Genomic DNA, 21,119 nt, shown 5'->3' with positions numbered 1-21,119 from the left:
CCTGATTAAGCCAAATCCGCAAGGCAAAGACTTGCCTCGCCTATCAAGGCCAATTCTGGTCATCTATTAAGACCGAACTCGGTCGTCTATTAAGACCAAGCCCAGCCATCTATTAAGACCAAAGTCTTCTGATATTCCTTTATTTTTCGTACCCCTTATTCTGAATGAGTTTTTTATTCAGATTGATACACTTTTGCGGAATGGGGAACACCGTCGTGTAGCCTGACTGTTCGTTTGGCAATGGTTCTCGTAGATCATAAGCCCCAGTGAAGAGGCCGAAGCGAATCAAGTCTTGACGCCTCCAACCTTCCCAAACAAGTTCGAGCAAACGTTCGCGCAAGATATTCTCGAGTGAAGCCTCACAGACAGGCATTCCTACACGCAAGCGCACAGCATCGAGTTCAGCACTACCATCCTCTCCATTGCGCACTTTAGCCTCAGCTTTCATCAAGAGAGCATCAGCATAACGGAAAAGCACAATATCGTTGCTTATCAGTCTACCGTCCATATAAGCAGTTCGGTCCACCTCATACTTAGCCATTCTGGCGCCCGCAGTCTTGACATAAGGGCTGTTAGTAAGATTTTGTTTCACCTCAAGAGGTTGATATTCAAGAACTTTACCATTATCCATCAGAACATTTTTTCCATCAACCTTCACCATACCAGCCACGAAATTGACCTTGCATCGTGCATCCTCATCTGTCTCACCATAATGGTTTGTCCTCATCGTGGAAACCGTAGCACAAGTACCATTCTCACTGCCCCATCCAAAGAGCCCGCCATGCGCATAATGATAAGAGCGGAAGAGATAATGAAACTGATTGACATACACGTTCTTATCCATAGGAATCGTAAAGATATTCTCACGAGAGTTTTCATTGTGAGTAGAGAAATTGGCAGCATAATCATCCTCCAACATATAACCCTCCTCTGCCAATTTATCACAATAGTAGATACAGGTTTCCCAGGCATTCAGTTGGTAGTTTCCATTAACAACAGGCTTGTCTGCCAATCTTCCGGCAGCATCATCTGCGTTATGGTTCTCTACAGGAACGTTCAGGACAATATCCTTTCCTCGAGGCCGGTTCTGATAACCGGACGTCCAGTCGTCATAGGTATAGATTTCAGCATTCAACGCCAACTTAGCCAACAAGAAGTTTGCTACAGGCTGTGTGATACGCCCATAGAAATTCCCCTCTTTGTTGCTATGTTCGTCAGGGAGAAAAGGCGAAGCCTGCTGCAACTCGTTAAAGACAAAACGGAAGACTGTACTGCGCGGCACCTGTCCCAAATCCACACCTGACGAAGCCTGTTCGGAAGAAGAAAGAATCAATGGAATCCGCCCGAACATATCCATGGCATAGTAATAGAACAAGGCTCTCACAGCCTTCACTTCTGCCATATAATCCTGCTGTTGCTGAACAGAGAGCAAGTTTTTTTTGCTTTCGATTACATCCAAAGATTTATTGGCAAGCACGATGACCTTATACAGAAATTTCCATGTATCGTAGAGCGACTGATCATCGGCAGTCCACCGATGCTGATACATGGCATTCCACAATCCTCCATCATACCAGTCGCCACCCCGTATCGGAATGATCGCCTCGTCTGTGGTCAGGGTATTATAATCATATACTCCCCGGCACGTGCCTTGTATTCCCTCACTCTCATTGGCGCTTCCTATATAGTTGTAGAGCGAAGCCACCGCATTGGTATATATTTCAGAAGCCGACCCATAGATGGCATCTTCGCCAAGTTGGTCTTTAGGATGTTCGTCAAGACAGGAGGTAAGACACATCGCTGCCCATGCTATATATAATAAGGTATAGTGTTTCATATCTGCAAAATGTTTTTAGAATTGAATGCTCAAACCCATAGAGTAAGTGCGATAAACGGGATAAGTCCTCTTATCATCAATACCCATCGTACTGTTGACCACATAACTGTTAATCATCGGTGTCAACCCACTGTAACCAGTTATCGTCGCCAGGTTATTGACACTCAGCGAAAGGCGCAGCGATTTTACCACTCCCTTTTTTATGGGCACGTCATATCCCACGGTGAGATATTCGATATTCAGATAATCACCATTCTCCAGCCAATAGTCAGAGACATTCTGGTCTACAATATTTTTCTCGGGTGCACCCTTCAACACATTATAGTCTGGGAAACTCGACATATTGGTGTAAGCCAATCCCGTACCATTGAATATCTTATGTCCGAAGGCACCATTCATCTGCAAGGAGAGATACCAGTCGCGATATCTGAAACTGACATTCGAACCCAGTGTGACCTTAGGTGTAGCCTGACCAGCTATATACCGGTCGCCACCATCACTCAGGTCCACCGTTCCATTCCTGTCCAGATCTTCAATATCATAGCGATAATGTCCGTTTCCATCCTCTACCAATCCCTTGCAATGAGGCAGATAGAAGACTCCCAGCGGCTGACCTACAATCTGATAAACCACATTGTTGTAACCTCCATGCTGCCCAGCTCCCGACAAGCCTCCCATAGCCGTCACATCGGCTGCCGACATCTGCATGCCTTCATACTCGCCACTGAGCGACAAGAGTTTGTTCTTCTGCCACGCCAGGTTCATATTGATATTAAGTTCCATATCCTTCTTCTGCACAGGAGTAACCGAGAAACCAAATTCAAGTCCTTGGTTGCTCATCGAGCCTATATTCGCCAGCAATTTGTCGTAGGCGAATGGCGGAACCGGCACATCGTAGGCATAAAGCATATCAGTCGTTTTGGAGTAATAATATTCTGCCGTCATGACCAGCCGATTGTTCCACAATCCCACGTCGGCGCCAATGTTCCAGGTGGAACGAGTCTCCCACTTCAAGTTTGGATTATTGTTTCTTATCATGCCCATCGTCACCGTAGGCGAGCTGTTTATTGACACGATACCATTCTGCCGCACCGTATTCATGGTAGTATAAGAAGAAATTCCTCCAAGATTTCCCGAACGTCCATAACCCGTACGAAGTTTCAGCATCGTGATATCATCTATATGGCGCAACCACTTCTCGCGTTTCATGTCCCACGACATAGACAGCGATGGGAAAAAGCCCCAAGTATGATCATCGCCTACCATTGAGGAGCCATCACCACGAACCGATACCGATACGGCATATCTGCCTAACAGAGTATAGTCGGCTCCAGCCATCACCGAGGCCAGCGACGGGTCTTCATAGTTGCTGTCGGTACCACCAAAAGGTCGTGATGCAGCAACACCTATGTTATGATAGCCCATATCGTTATTGGTAATGCCCTTGGCTGAAGTCCAGAATCCCGAGCGCACATCTTTCTGATACTCCGCTCCCGCCATAGCCTTCAGGTCGTGTATTCCCCATACATGCTGATAGTTTGCCTGCACATTGGCAAGCCATTCCTCACTCTTGAACTCACCACGATACAGATTGCCCTGAGCCCAGACCCATGTAGGACAAAACTGGTCGTTCTCGTTAGAAGCATAGCTATAAGCCCCAAAACCAGAAACGCTCAAGTCTTTCGAGATGTCATAGCTCAGTTTCAGATGAGCATTGAAATTCATGTTCTTTGTGTCATTCCGTTCAGCCAACAAAGCTCCGGGAGGATTGATCTGCGAAGCAGATCCATTCTTCAGCCAGCTGCCATTCACTCTGTCATATGGATAGGTGGGATTCATGGCATCAGCCGAATAAAAGAGCATCTGGTTATCGAAGATATCGTTGTTCTTGAATGAAGATCCAAACACGCCGAAGTCGCCCGTGAGCCTGTCACCGAAGGCTTTCTGTGTAACATCAATCTTTGCCACCAAGTTACGATACCCCTTGCTTCGGATGATGGTATTGTGGTCTATATAGCCAAAAGAAGCCCGATAGTTGCTTTGCGGAGTACCGCCGCTGAAAGCCAGATAATGGTTTTGCACCTGTCCGGTACGGGTAATTGCCTTACGAAAATTGGTATTGCAGCCTTTATCGTTATACTCGAGTCCTAATTTTTGCGCAGCAGCAATGTATTCTGCAGCATTGAGCATCTCCATACTCTTGCACATGGCCTCAAGTCCGTAGTTCCCCTCGTAAGAGATCTGAAATCCCCTACCCGTTCCTTTCTTGGTCTTGACCTGTATGACGCCCGAGGCGCCACGCGATCCATAAAGAGCCGTTTCACTGGCATTCTTCAACACCGTAAAACTTTCAATATCAGCAGGATAAATAGTAGCAAGCGTAGCCACATCCGATGTCACCCCATCGATAATAACCAGCGGATCGTTGCCGCCCATGATAGACGTGGTGCCACGCACACGCACTGAGTTGAGCATGGCCATACGGTCGAGACCATTACTTGTCACGTTCACACCTGCCGTCTGTCCGTTCAAGGCATCGAGTGCATTATTGACCACACCCTTTTTGAGCAGTTCCGGCTCAACGACATTCATTGTTCCCGGCAGATGCAATGTGTCCAACACGAAAGACTGTTCGCTCTGAGCCTTTACAGCCAAAGGAGCCGACAGCGCCAGGGCACAAATCATTCTACATATAAATTTCCTCTTATGCTTCATATATTGTTTAGGTTAAAGATATGCTGCAAAAATATAAAAAAAAATGCGAACTACATAACAAATCTACAAAAAAATCTTCTTCTTGTTCTTAACAAAATTCCATAAACCTTATTTCCAGTCCAATAAAAAGAAGCCTTAAAACAAAAAACAAAATAAACATTCGATTTATTTTGCAGTATATATCTTTTGTTGTAACTTTGCACCCGGTTAGCAAAATGCTAACTAAGGGGTGCTACCGCAATTGCGGATGCTGAGATCAGACCCATCGAACCTGTCCAGGCAATGCTGGCGTAGGGAAAATGAGAAAAACCGATGGCAGGCGCAAGTCTCATGGCTTGCCTGTGTTCTATATCCACACACCTCTTTATATTTTATACATTATATAATAAAAGGAAATGAAAAAAGATTTGTTGCTTTTTGCAGCCTTCATCTTCGGCGTAGCGACTACAGCCGGTGCTGCAAAAAGCAAAGCAGGAGAACGCATCGACACTCTGAAGGCAAGACAGCTGCAGGAGGTCCAGGTTATTTCGACACGTGCAAGCAAGAAAGCACCTTTAGCTTTCACCAATGTCAGCAAAAACGATATTCAGGCTGTCAATTATGGCAAGGACATTCCTTACCTGTTGGCACTCACTCCTTCTATCACTCTTACCTCGGATGCAGGTAACGGAATCGGCTATACCACGCTTCGAGTACGTGGCACAGACCCAAGCCGCGTAAACATCACAGCCAACGGAATCCCTATGAATGATGCCGAGAGCAGTTCACTCTTCTGGGTCAACTTCAGTGATTTCGCTTCCAGCACACAGAGCATACAGATTCAGCGTGGTGTGGGAACCTCTACCAATGGTGCAGGTGCCTTCGGAGCTACTGTCAACATGCTGACAGACAATATTGGTGCCAAGCCATACGTTGGTCTTGACGTATCAGGCGGCAGCTATTACTCTCACAAGGAGACTGTTCGCTTCAGCACAGGTCTTATCAACGGCCACTGGGGTTTGCAGGGACGACTGTCCAACATCGGCAGCAAGGGTTATCTCGACCGTGCTTCAGCCAAGCTCAACAGCTACTTCCTCCAGGCAGGCTACTTCAGCGACAACACCATGGTGAAGTTCATCACCTTCAATGGTCAGGAAGAAACTTACCACGCATGGAACTACACATCCAAGTATGAGCAGAGCCTTTATGGCCGTCGCTACAACTCTTGTGGCGAGTACACAGATGTAAACGGCAACCGCGCTTACTATGACAACCAAACTGATAACTATCACTCTCAGAACTATCAGCTCATCTGGAACCAGCGCCTCACCAATCTTTGGAACCTCAATGCTGCGCTCCACTATACCCGTGGCGATGGTTACTACGAAGAGTATAAGTGCCATAAAGACTATGCCGAGTATGGTCTGAACACCACAGAATTGAAGAACGACCTCATTCGTCGCAAGCAGATGGGCAACGACTTCTATGGTGCAATCGCTTCCGTCAACTACGACAACCAGAAGAATCTCACCGCCAACTTCGGTGGAGGCTGGAACAAGTATGATGGTGACCACTGGGGAAATGTGCTTTGGCACAAGGTAAACGGTGACATCGCTCGTGACAATAATTTCGAGTACTATCGCAACAATGCCAAGAAGACCGACTTCAATATCTATGGCAAGGCAAGCTACGAGTTTGTCAAGGGTCTCAGCGCCTTCCTCGACTTGCAGTATCGCCACGTTAATGTGAAGATGCAAGACCCAAGCGATTGGTTCATTGGCAACAGCTTCACTGGTGACTATATCATTAACGAGAAGTACGATTTCTTTAATCCTAAGTTTGGATTCAACTACGATATCAACGCCAACAACAAGGTGTACATCTCTTACGCCATCGCACACAAGGAACCAGTAAGAAATAACTACGAGGCCTGGAATGCTGGTTCTGAGAAACCTAAGGCCGAGCGTCTTAACGATTTGGAGCTGGGCTATAAGTACCAGAGCAGCAAGTTCTCAGCTGGTGCCAACTTCTACTATATGAACTACAAGAACCAGTTTGTGCTGACAGGTGAGCTCAACAGCATCGGCGAGGCTGTAACACGCAATCTTGAGAAAACCTACCGAATGGGTGTAGAGTTGGAGGCTGCATGGAAGCCAGTAAGTTGGTTCCAGTGGGATGCCAATGCCACCTGGTCAAAGAATCGTGCCAAGGATATGATGGTAACATTGGAAGATGGCGAGACCAACGTCAACTTAGGCGAGACGCCACTGAGTTTCTCTCCAGACTTCATCTTCAACAACATCTTCACCTTCCAGTACGCAGGTTTCAAGGCTGCCATCCAGAGCCAGTACGTCAGCGACCAGTACTTGACCAACACAGGTTTCAAGACCATGGAGTGCAACGACAATGTAGACCCAGACACCTACGAGGCAAAAGGCAACACTTGCTACGAGACCCTGTTATTGAAGAAGCACTTCACCACCAACATTGACCTGAGCTACCACTTCTCTTTGAAGAAGATCGGCTTGAAGGATGCCACCATCGGTGTGACACTCTACAACATCTTCGATGCAAAGTATGACAATAATGGTTGGGCAGCACCAACATATCGTATGGTAGACGGCAAGGTAATTGCAGTCAACTTATGGGGTAGCCGCGACTATGGTGCAGCAGGTTTTGCTCCATCAGCACCATTCAACTGCATGGCTCATCTCTCTATCAATTTCTAATCATCGACAAAACGACTAAAACATCATGATGGATTTCATCACATCACATGGTTTAGACATCATCACCACGGTACTCGGACTGGTTTACATCCTGTTGGAGTACCGTGCCAGCATTTATCTCTGGCTGATAGGAATTGTGATGCCAGCCCTTGACATCTGGCTTTACTGGGGGCATGGTCTTTATGGCGACGCCGGTATGGCAGCCTACTATACCGTAGCTGCAGTCTACGGATATGCCGTATGGAAGTTTGGCAAGAAGCACAACCAAAAGGCTGAAGAAGAACTGCCGATTACCCGTATGCGCAAGTCGCTCTATCTTCCTGCCACCGTCTTCTTCCTTGTGGCATGGGGACTCACCTATTATATATTGGCGACCTATACCAACTCCACAGTGCCTCTCCTCGATGGTTTCACCAATGCCCTGAGCTTTGTGGGTCTGTGGGCCTTGGCACGCAAGTACATCGAGCAATGGTTCTTCTGGATCATCGTCGATGTAGTATGCTGCTACCTGTATATCGTAAAAGGTATTCCCTTTAAAGCAGGACTCTATGGTCTGTATGTCATCATTGCCGTAGCAGGCTATTTCAAGTGGAAGAAGATGATAAAACAATAAATAACTACTATAACCTCTGAACTTACTTACGAAAGTTCTATAAAACATTGAAGCTGAAAAACTAACTATTCGTTGTTTTTCAGCTTCAATGAGTTTTCTATGCTGGTCAGTTCATCTCTGAAATCAGCATCCAGCTTCAGTCTTTGCTCTACTTTTGTGCAACTGTGAATCACCGTACTGTGATCTCTGTTGCCCACGAGCTTTCCTATACGTGAGGCCGGCATTTTAGTATGCTTGGCAGCCAAGAACATCGTCACCTGTCTTGCCACCACAAACTCACGCTTACGGCTCTTGCTGTGAATGGCTGTAGGAGTGACATTGAAATGATGACATACTTTATCTATAATATCATCCATTGTGAGCGGATGGTCGTCAATCTTCACAGCCCGCTTGATGACACGCTCTGCCAGTCGGATATCGATATTGCTGTTATATACAATACTGTAAGCCAGAAGTCCATTGATAGCTCCCTCCAGGTCACGCACACTTCCATTACAAGTCTGTGAAATGAAAGCCACCACATCGGCAGGAATCTGCAGCCCATCTCTTCGTATCTTGCTTGCCAGGATGTCCACGCAGAGTTGCACATTCGGCTTCTCCAGCTCTGCCACCAGTCCACAAGAGAAACGGGTAAGCAGTCGGTCGGGCATATCCTTCAGTTCTACCGGAGGACGGTCGCTCGCCAATATGATTCTCTTTCCGTTACGAAAGAGGCTGTTGAAGATATGAAAGAAGGTATTAAGGGTCTTGGTCTTTCCTGCCCACTCCTGAATATCATCCACTATCAGCATGTCTATTGTCTGATAGAAATTGATGAAATCGTTGGTGGAGTTGTGAAGCACCGCCTCTATATACTGGTTCTGGAAGAGGCGTGCGCTGACATACAGCACTCTCTTCTTGGGATAAGTCTTCTTGGTCAGCACACCGATGGCATTGACAAGATGCGTCTTGCCACTACCTGACGGACCATAGATAAACATGGGGTTAAACTGAGTGGTATTGGGATGTTCGGCAATAGAATAGCCTACCGAACGCGGCAACTTGTTGCTGGCACCCTCCACATAGTTGTTGAACGTGAGCTTAGGATCAAGCTGCGTATCGATGTCTTCGGGCTGCTGCACTTTAGGCTGTTCGGCCTGTATACGTCTCTGCTCAGCCACATCCACATCATTAGGATCGGCTTCGAGGACTATCGTCTTCTTGTGTTCCAAGTCGGCAACGACACGGTAAGTCAATCTTACTCCCTCACCGAAGTTACGCTGCAGCACCTTGCTCAGCAAGTCCACATAGTTAGCCTCCAGATACTCATAGAAGAAGGTACTGGGCACCCTAAGCAACAAAGTCTTCGTAGCCGGTTTGTACGACTCGAAGACGATGGGCTCAAACCAAGTCTTGTATTGGTCGGGCTTCACTGCATCGCGAATAACGGCGAGACAATTATCCCAGAGTGGTTTTGGACTTGCTAACATTCTCTATATGATATATTTACTATTTATTTTTACTTTACAGGCAGCTCCAAACAAAGCGAACCTGTCTGCAAAGTTATAAAATAAATAGCAAATACACAAATCTTTATTTATCTTTCTTGCCAAAGATTGAAAAATGTACATAGCGCTTAGGATGCTGTCTCAGGTTGACAACCAGCGAGTCGGCATCGCGCATGGTGGCATTGAGATTATGATACAGCTGCGGATCGTTCATCAACAGTCCGAGTGTTCCCTTGTCACTATTCAGTTTGTTGGTGAATTCCTCTGCATTTGCCAAGGTACGGTTCACCCTGTCGAGTGTACCCTGCACATCGAGACCGGCCAGGTTGGCAGTCAACTTGTTGGTATTGTCGAGTACACCGTTGGCACGGTTGATCATACCAGGCACCTGCTTGTTGAGACCTGTCATCAGGGTATTCAGCTCACGGGTAGACACGGTGAGGTTGGATGTGATGGTCTGTACATTGTGCAGTGATGCTGCCAGGGCAGGGTCAGCAAGGAGAGCATTAAGGCTACCCAGTATAGAATCGAGTTTGGGCAGCATCTTCTCGATGGCAGGCACCATATCTGCCACCTTTCCCATGGCTCCTGCATTCACAGCACCGGGGATGATGCCTCCTGGCTCTATGCGTTCACGGGGATTGGTGGCCAGGAGCAGATTCACCTGCAGGTTGCCCATGAGGTCTTTCTCTATCTCTGCCTTACTGCCAGCAGGTATACGCAAAGCCTTGTCGATATCAGCCTTCACCTTGATAGGTCCATCCTGACCATAGTCAAATTCTATCGCGTCTACTGTTCCCACCTTGTAACCATCGGCATAGATAGGAGTAGAGGCTCCCAATCCCTGAATGTCGTTAAAGGTAATGTAATAGTAGTTGTGTGACGAGAAAAGGTTGATGCCCTTCAGAAAGTTGATTCCGAAGTACATAATCAATATGCCCACGACAGCCACAAGAGCTATCTTTATTTCCTTGCTCATTTTCATTTCTTATTTGTTCTTGTTCTGTTTATACTCTCTTATTGCCTGACCTACATCATACTTCTGTCCGTTTTTGAAGGCAATGATGAAAGCCTCGGGGAACTTTTCGAGCAGCGACTTGCGCAGTCGGTATATCTCATTATAGTTGGTCGAGGCTCCCATGGTGTATTTCACCATGCCGTTCTCCTGATAGGAATCATATTCGGTCTCACCCTTCAGATGGCAGTCTCCTGTCCGCAGCACCCTGCTGCTTGCCAGAATCTGCACCTTGAACACGGGGGCATCCTTCGTCTGGTTCTGAGCTTTGACCACTTTTTTCTGGTTCTGCTTATGCTCCGGCTCCTCCACCTTTCTCACGGGTGCCGTACGGGGTTGGGCAGCACGGGTTGATCGGGTAGCTGGCTTTGCCACTGCCGGTGCCTTTTCTTCCTTATAGTCTGAAGGTACGATGGTAGGCACCTCTGCCTTGTCGTCATCCGTAGGACGGTAAGGCACCGACACGCCCTTGTCGTATCTATCCTTATACTGGGCAAAAGCCTGATAGATGCCACGTGCTATGTCGTCCACACGGTTAGCCGAGTTGAGGAGTTGCTCCTCATCGGGTGTGGTGATGAAGCCCAACTCTATCAGACAGCCTGGCATAGATGTTTCGCGCAGCACCAGGAATCCCGCCTGGTGTACTCCCTTATTGGGTCGGTTGGCACCAGTGCATACACTCTTTTGAATCATTCGCGCCAGTTCCACGCTTCGTTCCATATTCTTTCCCTGTATGAACTCGAAGATGATATAGCTCTCCGACGACCTGGGGTCGAATCCCTGATAGGTTTGCTGATAGCCTTTCTCCATCGAGATAACCGAGTTCTCTCGCATAGCCACATCGAGGTTGTCCTTGGCCCTGTGCATACCTAAGGTATAGGTCTCGAATCCTCGTGCTATCTTGCCCGCAGGCAAGGCATTGGTATGTACCGATATGAAGAGGTCGGCATTCGCCCTGTTGGCGATATTGGCTCTTTCCTTCAGGGGTATGAACACATCCGTCTTACGGGTGTACACCACCCTGACATCTGGCTGGTTGCGCTCCACGTATCGTCCGAAAGCCAGCGCCACCGACAGGTTGATGTCCTTTTCTTTCGAGATGGTTCCCAAGGCTCCCGCGTCATGTCCTCCGTGACCAGCATCGATAACGAGCGTAAAACGTTTGTTGGCCGAGAACGCATTCAAGACCAACAAAAGCCACATGGCCACCAAGGATAATATCTTCTTGCTAAACATATATTTGCTTATGATGGTGCAAAATTAAGCATTTCCAATCAGAAAACCTAAATTTAGCACAAAGTTTTATAATTCATTAAGTGTACTTCTATTCCTGCTCCGTCGCAATCGGCACCAAAGGGCGGATTCACCTTCATGATACTGATGTCGAGACTCTGTATAGCAGGAAACTCGGCAAAGAGGCGCTCCCCTATTCTTCCTGCCACATGTTCCAGCAACTTACTGGGCACAGCCATCTCCTCTTTCAGCAGGGTGTAGATGTCGGCATAGCTCACCGTGTCCTGCAACTCATCGGTCTGCAGGGCATGGGTGAAATCGCAGTCTGCCACGATGTTCACCACATAGTCATTGCCCACGATGCGCTCCTGTTCCAGCACTCCATGATAGGCATGAAACCTGACATTGCGCAGGAAGATGCGGCTATTCTTTACCTTCATGCTCATCCTCCTTCTCCGACTGTTGGGTCTCCTCGCATACATACTTCTTCAGCGCACGCTCCACGCCCACCTTCCAGGTATTGATACTCTCGGAGGTCAACTGCAGCTGACTCACCAACTTGATGACATGCTCTATAGGCATGCGGTATCTGAGCACGCCCGATATCAGCTTGGCATAGTTCCAGTATTCAGGATTGAAGCGCTCACTCAGTCCCTCAATGGTCATCTTGTATCCTCGCTTGTTGAAAAACTGGAAGTCGTAACGCTTGGTGCCATCGTTGTTCACCTCCTTCACGATTCGGCCTTTCATCACCGACTTGGGCAGCATGATGCCTTCCTCGTCGTCGAGCAAACCTGTAAATATTTCATAAGGATGACCATCGAGCAAGCCGATAAGCGCCACCCACTTGTCTTTATTGTTCTGAAATCTCACCACATCACAGTCCAACACCTTGGGCCGCACTTCCACCACCTCGGGATGGCAAGGCTGTACGTCCAGCTCATCATTCACCCGCTTCACCAATTCACGATGCAGCTTGGCGAAATCTACATCCTCGCCTTCAAAACGCTGCCGGAAAGCCGAAAGGGTATGGTGCACTTTCTCCAACAGCTCAGCCGAAGCCTGTTCGAATGATATATGATCTATATTCTCCATTTACACAGTATGTTCTATGAATATTCTACTAAATTTGGATGCAAATTTAACTTTTATTTCCCAACTATGCAACTTTTTGCAGCACAAATGAAACAAAAAGGAAAAAGAATACACCGAAATCAAGAAAGAATGTGTAACTTTGCATGAACATAGTCGAACGATGACGCATTGATCTGCTGTCATCAATGTGACAGTAAGAGAATTTACACATTATTATATATATAAGAATTTATGGAATCAATAAAAAACAGAACATCCATTCGCAAATATGCCGACCGCGAGATATCAGAAGAGTTGCTCAACAGCCTGCTGCAGGAAGCTGAGCGCACTCCTACCATGGGCAACCTCCAGCTATACAGCGTTGTGGTAACCCGTAGCGAGGAAGGCAAGAAGGCCTTGGCGCCAGCCCATTTCAACCAGCCCATGGTAACACAAGCACCAGTTGTACTGACCATCTGCGCCGACTATCGCCGCACCACAGCATGGGCAAATCATCGCAAGGCTCACCCTGGCTATGACAACATCCTATCGTTCATGAATGCCGCCACCGATGCCCTGCTCTTCACCCAGACATTCACAGTCCTGGCAGAAGCGGCAGGCTTGGGTACCTGCTTCTTGGGCACTACGGTCTATATGCCACAGATGATCATCGACACATTACATCTGCCCCAACTCGTCATGCCTGTTGCCACCCTTACCGTTGGATGGCCCGACGAAAAGCCTGCACAGACCGACCGTCTGCCACTGCGTTCCATCGTACACAGCGAAGCCTTCGACGACTATACCCCCGAGAAGATTGATGACTTCTATGCCGAGAAAGAGGCACTCGAAGAGAACAAGGAGTTTGTTCGCACCAACCAGGTAGAGACTTTGGCACAGGTATTTACCGACATTCGATATACCAAGAAGGACTGCGAGGCCATGAGCACCGGATTCATGGAGGCGCTCAGAAAGCAGGGATTTATTTAAAGGTAAAAAGGTAAAAAGGGAAAAAAGTAAAAAGGTAAAAAAAGGAAAAAGGCTCCCAAAAGAGAAAATAAAAAAAAAGCGTATCAGCATTTATTTTGCTGATCGCTTCTTTTTTTTATTGAAGTTTCGCATGTGCGAAAGTTGAGTCATTACTCCACTACGATAGGCTTGTACTTAGGAACCAAAGCCTTCATGATGCACCATCCTACGAGGTAAGCCACACTACAGATGCAGAACACAATCATGTAGGCACCTGGCTTGCCATCGAAGCCCATGAAGCTGAAGGCTGAACCCTGACCCTCTGCGTAGGTGAAGAGCATACCGGAACCCTTGTTGATAAGGAAGGAACCGATACCACCTGCCATAGCACCAATACCTGTAATGGTTGCTACAGTACTCTTAGGGAACATATCACCAATAGTAGAATACAGGTTGGCAGACCATGCCTGATGACCTGCACCGAGAAGACCGATGATGACAGCTGGCCACCATGCGCTGTACTCACCCATAGGCTGGGCTATCAAACCGAGCAATGGGAAGCAAGCGAAGATCAACATCGCACGCATACGGCCGATATATGGATTCATTCCCTTCTTGTCTACGAAGTAGGTTGGCAGATAACCACCACCGATACTCAGTACTGTTACGATAGCATAAAGAGTAAAGATGAGGGCGATACCCATGCCAGAGTCTGAAGAATAACCATACTGGTCAGAGAAATAAGCTGGAGCCCAGAACAGGAAGAACCACCATACACCATCGGTCATAAACTTACCGACAATGAATGACCATGTCTGACGGAAGGTAAAGCACTTCATGAAGCCGATAGTCTTCTCCTCGGTTTCCTCAGTCTGCTCTGCAGCAGCAGGAGCAGCCTGCTCAGCTTCCTCATCCTGCTCGATATAGGTAAGCTCAGCCTTGTTGACATGCTTGCTCTTTGATGGTTTCTCGTAGAGCCATAGCCAGAGACCCATCCATACATAACCGAGCACACCGATGATGATGAATGCCCACTCCCAACCCATGCTGCGAGCCAGCAATGGGATCGTGGCAGGAGCTGCCAAAGCACCTACCGAGGCACCGCTGTTGAAGATGGCTGTGGAGAAAGCACGGTCTTTCTTTGGGAAATACTCTGCTGTCACCTTGATGGCTGCAGGGAAGTTGCCTGCCTCACCCACGGCAAGGATCAGACGGCAAGAGAGGAACAACCACACGCTGATGGTGGCAATGGCTACTGCTGCATCACTGCCTGCCTGTACCAGGCGAAGTGCCTCGATAGAGTCATAACCCTCAATCTGCATGGCTACCCATCCACAGCCGGCGTGCATCACAGCACCTGTTGACCATACAAAGATGGCGATGAGATAACCCTTCTTAGTGCCCATCCAGTCTACAAACTTACCTGCAAAGAGGTTGGCTACGGCATAGAAGATAGAGAAAAGACCGGTAATAGTACCATAGTGATCGTCGGTCCAGTGGAACTCTGGTGCGATAAAGTCTTTCCATGTCAATGAAAGGACCTGACGGTCCATATAATTGACGGTGGTTGCGATGAAGAGCAACGCACAGATCACCCAACGGAAGTTGGACATTTTACTTGTTTGAATTGCATTCATTGATATAGTTTTTAAGTCTTAATGTTATTTATTTCAATTCCGGAATTTTCACTACCTGCATATCGTTATAGATGAGGTTCTCGCCTGCCATACCCCAGATAAAGGTATAGTTGCTGGTACCTGCAGCACAGTGGATCGACCACTCTGGAGCGATTACAGCCTCCTCGTTGTTCAGCCAGATAGGACGTGTCTCCTGTGGCTCACCCATTACGTGGAGAATCTTCTGTCCCTCGGGTACATTATAATAGAAATAGGTCTCCATACGACGAAGATGTGTGTGGGCTGGCATGGTGTTCCATACAGAACCCTCCTTCAGCTCTGTTACACCCATCTGCAACTGACATGTGCGAACACCTGCCACTCCATCGATAATCAGCTGATGGATTACGCGGTCGTTGCTCTCCTTCAGACTTCCTGCCTTGATATTGTTAGCCTCCTTGAGCGTTACCTTCTTGGTGGGATAAGACTTATGGGCAGTAGCACTGTTCATATAGAAATGGGCTGGCTTGGCAGCATCCTTGCTGACAACGGTGATATCCTTGGCACCACGACCTACATAGAGTGCTTCCTGGAAGCCTAAGGTATAGTTCTTGCCGTCTACGGTTACTATGCCCTCGCCTCCTACATTGATGATACCCAGTTCTCTGTTGTCGAGAAGATTCTTCTGGTCATTGGGCTTCTCCGTATAGAGAGGTGCGATGGATGTGAGCTTCAATGGTGTAGCTGTAGGAACGGCTCCACCGATAAGGAAACGGTCGAACATGGTGTAAGTCCAGTTCACCTGACCTGGAACCATCACCTTTTCGATGGCGAACTCACCACGAAGACGCTTGGTGTCATAATTCTTTGCGTCACGAGGATTGCTGGCATAACGCACATTGTAGTTGGTATAGGCATTCTCTGCCTTTACCTCATAACCTGCATTCTTGCCGCACTGTGCAAAACCCGCACTGGCAAGGAGCAACATTGCTAAAGATAAGATTGTTTTCTTCATTTTTATTGTTGTTTTTTATTCTTCATTTTTCGCTCTTCTTTCACGATTCTGCGGTTGTTGACCACCATCAGGATGATGGTAACGACAGAGAGCAAAGCCATACCGATGTACTGCAACTTGACACCACGGTAAATCAACCAGCCAAAGAGGGATGAGGCGAAGTCGAGTGCGCCTCCCGAGAATCCGTCAGGGATATGGGCGGCATTATCGCCTGTGGCTTTATACACCTGATCGGCAGCCATCGTGAAGTCGGGTGCCATATCGGTAACGAAATAAAGTCCGATGATAAGAGCTATCAAACCGATGATAAGGGTCTTCACCACGTTGCCTTTGGTGAAAGGCAGGATGAGTGGGAAGAGATAGAACATACCTGCCAGCGAAGCCAATGGCAAGAACTCGTTGCCTGGCAGGAATACGGCGATGGCAAGGATGACGGGTATCAGGATGACGGACACCACCAAGGTGGTAGGATGACCGATGACAAGTGCTGGACTCATACCGATGTGTACCTTCTTGCCGTTGAATTTCTTCTTTACCAACTCCTGTGTCTTCTCCGAGATAGGTTTCAGTCCGTCTATAAATAAAGAGGTGATACGGGGAATCAACTCCATCACAGCTCCCATGGTAACACCGAGGAACAATATCTTCTTGATATCAAGCTGGGCTGCCCATCCTATCAAGGCGCCTACGATGACTCCGAGCACCAATGGCTCGCCCAGAACACCAAACTTCTTCTTCAGTCCTTCGGCATCAATATCCAACTTGGAGAAACCGGGAATCATGTCCAAGAGTTTGTTCAGACCGATAGCGAAAGGCATGAAGCTCTGGCAGAAAGGCTGTGGAATGGAAATACCGTCCAGGTCGTAGTATTTCTGGAACTTCTCTGCAGTGAGATCGGCACATACCAATGTGATGATATAGCAAACGATAGCAGCGAAATAACCCCACAACAGGCTTTCGCCCATTACGAAGTAAGCCACTGCACCGATAAAGGCGAAGTGCCAGTAGTTCCAAAGGTCGATGTTGACAGTACGGGTGGTCTTAGTGATAAGCATCAGGAAGTTGACGCCCAAGCAGATGGGGATAATCAAGGCTCCCACCGCTGTATTGTAAGCCACAGCAGCTGCTGCAGGCCATCCCATATCGAAGACATTGAGTTGCAGATGATAAATGTCTGAAATTAACTTCAGAGGATCATTAAAGTTTTTAGTAAGCAATGCAGTTACGACACCCAAGCCCACGAAACCGACACCCACGAAGAGTCCTGACTTCAGCGCCTTACCAAATTTCATTCCGATGCACAGACCGATAACCGTGAAGATGATAGGCATCATCACGCTGGCACCCAAGCTAATGATATAGCTAAACACTTGTTCCATATTACTACAGATAATTAATAAATTGCCTGCAAGAGCACGTTGCCGTACCTTGCTTCTTTGATTTGTTTTTAGTTTAATTATTATTCAAGGAACACACGAAATGATGAATTTTCATTCTTTCATAACAAAATGTACCTTTGATTTTGCAAAGATACACATTTTTTCTGCAAAACAACATTTTAATTGAGAAATATTAAGTAAAAAGGTTCAATAATCGGTCAGACATGTTACAAAAAATAACAAATTTCGGACATTCGACATTTTTTCACCACTAAAAAATATTTTTTCCACCTTATACATTATATAAAATGATAATTTTGCAATCGAAAATGATGATAACAACGATTGTGGCAACACCTCTGTCGTAAGCAACATGGTGGCAACACAATAAACCGTTTCAAGTCTTCAACACAACAACACATTTTTGAAATCTCCAAGGAACAAATCAGCACCTTGGATTAATGCCGTAGCCAAGCTGAAAGAGGGATGTGATTAATCAAATCACTACCTCCGGCTTCTCGGCGGAAATAGCACCAATAGTTGGTAATATCACTTCCCTTTCTGTATAATTGCTGCTTAAATGGCACAAATGTGCCCCAAGCAGGGCACTATTGTGCCATAAGTAGGCATTTTTATTGCAGCAGTATTTATAAAAATTGCAACACTAATTATAAAAATTGCAGCAGTAATTATAAAAATGGATTACGCAAAAACCCTTCACCCTTCATCTATTCGCGCGGAATGCCGATAAACACAGGGGTTTCCAAGGGATAGATGAAGGGTGAAGGGTTTTATGCCAATTCCTTTGCAGCACCAGTGCCATTACCACCGAAATAGGTCAGATAATCAGATTGACCACCATCTCTTGCTGTAGCCTGTACGACACACTTGTTGGCAAAAAAACAAAAAAAAAGGAGCATGCCTTTCGACATGCTCCTCAACCTTTTTATACCTTATTCTACTTTCGCAAATGGGGAAATTAATCCTGATAATATACCCTCTTCACACGATTGCTGATGGTGGTCAGCACTTCGTAAGGAATGGTCTCCAGGATATCGCTGAGAGTCTGAACAGGCAGATGTTCACCAAAGATCTCCACGCTGTCGCCCTCCTTGCAGTCGATGCCCGTCACATCGATCATCGCCACATCCATACAGATGTTGCCTACATACTCTGCCTTTTGTCCGTTGACAAGACAGAAGGCATGACGGTTGCCCAAACGGCGGTTCAAGCCATCGGCATAGCCGATAGGGATGGCAGCGATGACGCTGTCCTTGTCCAGAATCGTCTTGCGGCTATAACCCACGCTCTCACCAGCCTTGATGTAGTGCATCTGCAGGATGGTGGTCTTCAGCGTGCTCACGCAGTTGATGGTCTCATTGTTGCGAGAGTTGATGCCATAGAGTCCCAATCCTAAACGGCACATATCCAACTGGCGCTCTGGGAAATGCTCAATACCCGCCGAATTGCAGATATGTCGCAATATCTTATGGTCGAAGGCAGCCTGCAGCTGCTTGCTGCCCTTGTCGAAGAGCTCGAACTGATGGGCAGAGAACGCATCGAAACTGTCATCATCGCTTCCCACGAAGTGAGAGAACACGCTGCGAGGGATGATGGCGTTCTGATGTTTCAGTCTGCCTATCAGCTCCTCCATATCGTTCTCGGGATCGAAGCCCAGGCGGTGCATGCCGGTATCCAACTTGATATGCACAGGGAAACCAGTGACGCCCTCCTTCTCGGCAGCCTTGATAAGGGCGTCGAGCAGACGGAAAGAGTAAACCTCGGGCTCAAGATCATAATCGAACATGGTCTTGAAGGCGGTCATCTCTGGATTCATGATCATGATATTGCTGGTGATACCGTTCTTGCGAAGCGTCACACCTTCATCGGCAACAGCCACGGCAAGATAGTCCACACGGTGATCCTGCAGGGTCTTGGCTATTTCCACTGCTCCCGCTCCATAGCCGTCGGCCTTGATCATGCAGACCAACTTGGTCTCGGGCTTCATAAACGAGCGATAGTAGTTCAGGTTGGCTACCACAGCATTGAGGTTCACCTCGAGCGTGGTCTCATGCACCTTGCGTACCAAGAGCTCGGTGAGCTGGTCGAAACCAAACTGGCGTGCGCCCTTGAGCAGGATGACCTCATCGCGCAAAGACTTGAACACCTCGCTGTCGATAAACTCCTCCACATTGCTGAAGAAGAACTTCTCTGATATCTGAATCTCATCGCTCTGTGAGCAGAGCTGAGGACCGATGCCGATAAACTTGACCACACCACGCTTGCGACAAAGATCGCTCACCTCGTGATACAGATCTTTTGCCGACTCTCCACTCTGGAAGATATCGCTCAGTATCAAGGTATGTCGGCGGCCTTTATGGTCGGGACGGCGGCTCATGAAATCGAGCGCGATGTCGAGCGAGTTGATATCCGAGTTGTAGCTGTCGTTGATAAGGGTGCAGCCATGCTGTCCCTCCTTCACCTCCAATCGCATGGCGACAGGCTCGAGCAATGCCATGCGCTTGTCGAGTTCCTCGGCCGAAAGACCCAGGCGGCGTGAGACGACAGCGGCAATGATAGAGTTGGTGACGGAAGCCTCATCGATGAAAGGCAGCGAATAACTGTCTTCCTCACCTTTATATATATAGGTGATGATAGAGAGGTTGCCCTTCTTCTCCACATTCTTCACAAAGAAAGGAGCCTTAGTGTCACGGAACGACCAGAAGAGTTTCTCACCCTTATAGTCCTTATACTCGTTGACCACTCCGCTCACCGTCTTGTCATCGCCATTATAGACGATGGTATCGGCATCGTGGAAGAGGATGATCTTCTCACGGCACTTTGCCTCCAACGACTCGAAGTTCTCCTGATGGGCTGCGCCCAAGTAGGTAAGCACAGCAATGGTGGGCTGGATGATGTCGCGAAGCGCCAGCATCTCGCCGGGCTGACTGATACCAGCCTCGAAGACTCCCACCTGAGTCTGCTCGTTGAGCAACCATACTGAGAGGGGCACACCTATCTGGGAATTGTAGCTGCGTGGGCTTCGTGTGACAAACATGCTGGGCGAGAGCAGCTGATGGAGCCACTCCTTGACCATCGTCTTGCCATTGGAACCCGTAATGCCCACAATAGGAATGTTGAACTCATCACGATGACGTTCTGCCAGACGCTGGAGAGCCTCCAACGTGTTGACCACCTTGAGGAAGTTGGCCTCTGGATAATCGGAGGCATATCCCTTAGGTACCTGGGAAACTACGAAATTTCTAACACCACGGCGATACAACTCTGGAATATAGTTGTGACCGTCATTACGCTCTGACTTGAGAGCGAAAAACAGAGTTTCCTCCGGAAAACAGAGCGAACGGCTGTCGGTAAGGATAAACCCTACATTGCCGTCTCTGTCACCATAACGACGCGCACCTATCAGTGTGGTTACCTTTTCAATAGTATATGTCATA

General features: G+C 47.6%; 14 protein-coding genes and 1 pseudogene. 3 read left to right on the top strand and 12 right to left on the bottom strand.

Annotation, left to right across the window (positions count from 1 at the left end):
• Positions 1 to 139 precede the first annotated feature (139 nt).
• Both P3T48_RS11130 and P3T48_RS11125 read right to left on the bottom strand, forming a co-directional pair.
• Positions 140 to 1,837: a RagB/SusD family nutrient uptake outer membrane protein gene (locus P3T48_RS11130; protein ID WP_276506727.1), complete on the bottom strand. Its 1,698-nt coding sequence runs from the start codon at positions 1,835 to 1,837 to the stop codon at positions 140 to 142.
• 15 nt (positions 1,838 to 1,852) lie between these two features.
• The gene (locus tag P3T48_RS11125) at positions 1,853 to 4,552 is read right to left on the bottom strand and encodes a SusC/RagA family TonB-linked outer membrane protein (protein ID WP_443217192.1); all 2,700 of its coding nucleotides are present in this window, start codon (positions 4,550 to 4,552) and stop codon (positions 1,853 to 1,855) included.
• 395 nt (positions 4,553 to 4,947) lie between these two features.
• On the opposite strand from P3T48_RS11125, the gene P3T48_RS11120 reads away from it, so the two are divergent.
• On the top strand, positions 4,948 to 7,260 hold the full coding sequence (locus P3T48_RS11120) for a TonB-dependent receptor (protein ID WP_276506726.1): 2,313 nt from the start codon (positions 4,948 to 4,950) through the stop codon (positions 7,258 to 7,260).
• Between the two features lie 25 nt (positions 7,261 to 7,285).
• Positions 7,286 to 7,873 carry a nicotinamide riboside transporter PnuC gene (pnuC, locus tag P3T48_RS11115; RefSeq protein ID WP_158464383.1) on the top strand — a complete coding sequence of 196 codons (588 nt, stop codon included), beginning with the start codon at positions 7,286 to 7,288 and terminating at the stop codon, positions 7,871 to 7,873.
• Between the two features lie 65 nt (positions 7,874 to 7,938).
• Here pnuC and dnaA read toward each other — a convergent pair whose 3' ends face one another.
• From dnaA to P3T48_RS11090, 5 genes and pseudogenes are all read right to left on the bottom strand, one after another.
• Positions 7,939 to 9,342, bottom strand: a complete 1,404-nt coding sequence (dnaA, locus tag P3T48_RS11110; RefSeq protein ID WP_276506725.1) for a chromosomal replication initiator protein DnaA — start codon at positions 9,340 to 9,342, stop codon at positions 7,939 to 7,941.
• Between the two features lie 103 nt (positions 9,343 to 9,445).
• Positions 9,446 to 10,345, bottom strand: a complete 900-nt coding sequence (locus P3T48_RS11105) for an MlaD family protein (RefSeq protein WP_217757459.1) — start codon at positions 10,343 to 10,345, stop codon at positions 9,446 to 9,448.
• A gap of 3 nt (positions 10,346 to 10,348) precedes the next feature.
• Positions 10,349 to 11,611 carry an N-acetylmuramoyl-L-alanine amidase family protein gene (locus P3T48_RS11100; protein ID WP_276506724.1) on the bottom strand — a complete coding sequence of 421 codons (1,263 nt, stop codon included), beginning with the start codon at positions 11,609 to 11,611 and terminating at the stop codon, positions 10,349 to 10,351.
• A 53-nt stretch (positions 11,612 to 11,664) separates the two neighbouring features.
• Positions 11,665 to 12,048 (bottom strand): dihydroneopterin aldolase, encoded by a 384-nt coding sequence (gene folB, locus P3T48_RS11095; protein WP_276506723.1) that lies wholly within the window; start codon positions 12,046 to 12,048, stop codon positions 11,665 to 11,667.
• Positions 12,032 to 12,535: pseudogene (locus P3T48_RS11090) on the bottom strand (adenosylcobalamin-dependent ribonucleoside-diphosphate reductase); the annotation flags it as partial. The gene folB and the pseudogene P3T48_RS11090, both read right to left, overlap by 17 nt.
• 399 nt (positions 12,536 to 12,934) lie before the next feature.
• Between P3T48_RS11090 and P3T48_RS11085 the strand changes: the two are divergent.
• On the top strand, positions 12,935 to 13,672 hold the full coding sequence (locus P3T48_RS11085; RefSeq protein WP_217757462.1) for a nitroreductase family protein: 738 nt from the start codon (positions 12,935 to 12,937) through the stop codon (positions 13,670 to 13,672).
• 149 nt (positions 13,673 to 13,821) lie between these two features.
• Here P3T48_RS11085 and P3T48_RS11080 read toward each other — a convergent pair whose 3' ends face one another.
• From P3T48_RS11080 to P3T48_RS11060, 5 genes are all read right to left on the bottom strand, one after another.
• A complete protein-coding gene (locus P3T48_RS11080; RefSeq protein ID WP_158464377.1) occupies positions 13,822 to 15,288 on the bottom strand; it encodes an MFS transporter in 1,467 nt (488 codons plus the stop codon).
• Between the two features lie 28 nt (positions 15,289 to 15,316).
• Positions 15,317 to 16,282, bottom strand: coding sequence for a 5-dehydro-4-deoxy-D-glucuronate isomerase (kduI, locus tag P3T48_RS11075; protein WP_276506722.1), 966 nt, complete (start codon positions 16,280 to 16,282; stop codon positions 15,317 to 15,319).
• A 2-nt stretch (positions 16,283 to 16,284) separates the two neighbouring features.
• Positions 16,285 to 17,661: a PTS galactitol transporter subunit IIC gene (locus P3T48_RS11070; RefSeq protein WP_022252606.1), complete on the bottom strand. Its 1,377-nt coding sequence runs from the start codon at positions 17,659 to 17,661 to the stop codon at positions 16,285 to 16,287.
• Positions 17,662 to 18,452: 791 nt separating this feature from the next.
• Positions 18,453 to 18,581 (bottom strand): hypothetical protein, encoded by a 129-nt coding sequence (locus P3T48_RS11065; protein ID WP_276506721.1) that lies wholly within the window; start codon positions 18,579 to 18,581, stop codon positions 18,453 to 18,455.
• A gap of 59 nt (positions 18,582 to 18,640) precedes the next feature.
• Positions 18,641 to 21,118, bottom strand: coding sequence for a bifunctional UDP-N-acetylmuramoyl-tripeptide:D-alanyl-D-alanine ligase/alanine racemase (locus P3T48_RS11060; protein ID WP_276506720.1), 2,478 nt, complete (start codon positions 21,116 to 21,118; stop codon positions 18,641 to 18,643).
• Between the last annotated feature and the right edge of the window lies 1 nt (position 21,119).

Origin of the sequence: Segatella intestinalis, assembly GCF_029348455.1 — a bacterium.
GTDB lineage: Bacteria > Bacteroidota > Bacteroidia > Bacteroidales > Bacteroidaceae > Prevotella.
This window is presented reverse-complemented; position numbering and strand designations above follow the sequence as displayed.

Bases quoted from the DNA above. Each gene is read 5' to 3' on its own strand.
- P3T48_RS11130 (WP_276506727.1), bottom strand. From the start codon at position 1,837: ATGAAACACTATACCTTATTATATATAGCATGGGCAGCGATGTGTCTT.
- P3T48_RS11070 (WP_022252606.1), bottom strand. From the start codon at position 17,661: ATGGAACAAGTGTTTAGCTATATCATTAGCTTGGGTGCCAGCGTGATG.
- P3T48_RS11085 (WP_217757462.1), top strand. From the start codon at position 12,935: ATGGAATCAATAAAAAACAGAACATCCATTCGCAAATATGCCGACCGC.
- P3T48_RS11100 (WP_276506724.1), bottom strand. From the start codon at position 11,611: ATGTTTAGCAAGAAGATATTATCCTTGGTGGCCATGTGGCTTTTGTTG.
- kduI (WP_276506722.1), bottom strand. From the start codon at position 16,282: ATGAAGAAAACAATCTTATCTTTAGCAATGTTGCTCCTTGCCAGTGCG.
- P3T48_RS11105 (WP_217757459.1), bottom strand. From the start codon at position 10,345: ATGAAAATGAGCAAGGAAATAAAGATAGCTCTTGTGGCTGTCGTGGGC.
- folB (WP_276506723.1), bottom strand. From the start codon at position 12,048: ATGAAGGTAAAGAATAGCCGCATCTTCCTGCGCAATGTCAGGTTTCAT.
- P3T48_RS11120 (WP_276506726.1), top strand. From the start codon at position 4,948: ATGAAAAAAGATTTGTTGCTTTTTGCAGCCTTCATCTTCGGCGTAGCG.
- P3T48_RS11125 (WP_443217192.1), bottom strand. From the start codon at position 4,552: ATGAAGCATAAGAGGAAATTTATATGTAGAATGATTTGTGCCCTGGCG.
- P3T48_RS11060 (WP_276506720.1), bottom strand. From the start codon at position 21,118: ATGACATATACTATTGAAAAGGTAACCACACTGATAGGTGCGCGTCGT.
- P3T48_RS11065 (WP_276506721.1), bottom strand. From the start codon at position 18,581: ATGCTCCTTTTTTTTTGTTTTTTTGCCAACAAGTGTGTCGTACAGGCT.
- pnuC (WP_158464383.1), top strand. From the start codon at position 7,286: ATGATGGATTTCATCACATCACATGGTTTAGACATCATCACCACGGTA.
- dnaA (WP_276506725.1), bottom strand. From the start codon at position 9,342: ATGTTAGCAAGTCCAAAACCACTCTGGGATAATTGTCTCGCCGTTATT.
- P3T48_RS11080 (WP_158464377.1), bottom strand. From the start codon at position 15,288: ATGAATGCAATTCAAACAAGTAAAATGTCCAACTTCCGTTGGGTGATC.